Origin of the sequence: Bradyrhizobium sp. (assembly GCF_016462955.1) — a bacterium.
Lineage (GTDB): Bacteria > Pseudomonadota > Alphaproteobacteria > Rhizobiales > Xanthobacteraceae > Bradyrhizobium.
In genome coordinates this window covers 1-2,023 of sequence record NZ_JAEMSD010000766.1, presented here as the reverse complement: position 1 = coordinate 2,023, position 2,023 = coordinate 1, and the positions used below count along the sequence as shown (strand labels likewise).

At 63.6% G+C, this 2,023-nt stretch carries 2 protein-coding genes and 1 pseudogene; all 3 read left to right on the top strand.

Features of this window, described 5'->3' with window-relative positions:
* A partial coding sequence (locus JHD07_RS38075) for a universal stress protein (protein ID WP_291631581.1) occupies nucleotides 1-816 on the top strand: 816 nt, incomplete at its 5' end.
* A gap of 38 nt (nucleotides 817-854) precedes the next feature.
* Nucleotides 855-1,280 (top strand): CBS domain-containing protein, encoded by a 426-nt coding sequence (locus JHD07_RS38070; RefSeq protein ID WP_291631579.1) that lies wholly within the window; start codon nucleotides 855-857, stop codon nucleotides 1,278-1,280.
* A 356-nt stretch (nucleotides 1,281-1,636) separates the two neighbouring features.
* Nucleotides 1,637-2,023, top strand: a pseudogene (locus JHD07_RS38065) (cytochrome C oxidase); the annotation flags it as partial.

The following is a 2,023-nucleotide window of genomic DNA, read 5'->3' as shown; positions in this document are numbered from 1 at the left end:
ATGGTCAGCTTGGCGCTCGATCAGTCCAACGAAGCGCGTCTTCAGGTCGCTGGGGAGCTCGCCGAGCGATTCGAGGCGGCCATCATCGGTGTGGCCGCGGCGCAGTTCGCACCGCCGCTCTACTTCACCGACGGCGCCGAGGCGCAAGCGTTGATCGATGAGGGCGAAGCCTCAGTCAAACGCCGGCTGACCGACCTCGAAGCACAATTCCGCGCGGCCGTGAAAAATCGCGGCGGGCATGTGCAATGGCGCAGCGCCATGGATTATCCGGCGCGATTCGTGCTGGCGCAGGCGCGCTGTGCTGACATCGTGGTCAGCGGGGGGCGGAGCCCCGCCTTCTCCGACGCGTTCTCGTTGGCGAGCCCCAAGGACCTCGTGATGCAGGCCGGCCGCCCGCTTCTTTTCGTTCCCGACGGGGCGAAATGGCTGGACCTGCGCAATGTGCTGGTGGCCTGGAAGGACACGCCGGAGGCGCGGCGGGCGGTGGTGGACGCGCTGCCGATGCTGCGCAAGGCGAGGGACGTCACCATCGTCGAGATCCCCGATCACGACGACGACCGTGCGGCCGTGATGGCCGGCGTTACCGACGTTGCCGCCTGGCTCGGCCGTCACGGCGTCACCGCGACGGCGCGCGTCTCTGAGATTGCAGGAAACGAGAGCCCGGCTGCCCGGTTGGAGAAGGTCGCCGGCGACGTCGACGCCGGCCTGATCGTCGCGGGGGGCTATGGTCATTCGCGATTTCGCGAGCTGATCCTCGGAGGCGTGACTCAACATCTGATCACGCAAACCGCCCGCAGCGTGCTGCTGTCGCACTGACCACCGGCCGGCCAATATGGAATGGAGGAGGACGCGCCGTGTATCAATTTCTTGAACAGACCGTCGACGGCTACATGACGCGCAACGTCAAGACCGTGCAACGCGGCCTCGACTTGTTCCAGCTCAGCGAGATGTTCGAGACCGACGATTTCAACTCCTATCCGGTCGAAGACGACGGGCAGGTGGTCGGCATCGTCACCAAGTTCGACATCCTGAAGTGCTTCGCCTTCTCGCCGAGCCAGATGTTGCCGCGCTACGACGATCTGATGAACCGCAAGATCGGCGACGTCATGACGCCCGAGTTCATCTATGTCAGCCCCGATACGCGGCTGACACGCGTGCTCCAGATCATGGTCGAGCACCGCATCAGGAGCATCATCGTGCTCGACGGTGCACAGAAGTTGGCCGGCATCATCGCCCGTGAGGACGTGATCGCGGCTCTGAAGGCGACGGCGCGGGAGTGACGTGACGCCTTTCCCTTCTCCCCTTGTGGGAGAACGTGGCATAGGCGGCCTTCGGCCGCCGTTCTTAAGAACGCCGAAGCGAAGCTTCGGCTATGGCGCCGGATGACGGGATGTCTCCACACAAACACCGGCCCCAGCTGCACCAACCCCTCACCCAATCGAGTTTGCCGCGCTGTCCTCGCTGCCCTCTCCCACAAGGGGAGAGGGCACTTCAACTAGCCGCACCGAAAAAATACGGAGAAGCCCAGAAAATATTCGTCCGCTACGGCTCCGCTCCAAGGCCATCTTGATTTCAATCAATTCCTCGCGAGGGGGGATGTGGTTTCTGGCAGCGTGTTCTTTCAGAGAGAATCCGCATGAGCCAGCCCTCCATCTCAAAATCCATGACCATCGGTGAAAGCGGCTTGGCTGTCGTATTCGCAGTCACCGCCTTTCTCTGCGTCATCGCCTCGGCCAAGGCGCTCGATGCACCCTTCGCGTTCCACGCTGCGCTCAGCGCGGCGGCGAGCGTGGCTGCGGTGTTCTTCATCGTCAACCGCTACTTCGAGCGGCCGGCGGCGCTGCCGGCTCAGGAAATCAACGGCCGCCCGAACTACAACATGGGGCCGATCAAGTTCGCCTCCTTCATGGCGATGTTCTGGGGCATTGCCGGATTCCTCGTCGGCCTCATCATCGCCTCGCAGCTGGCGTGGCCCGCGCTGAACTTCGATCTGCCCTGGATCAGCTTCGGCCGCCTGCGCCCG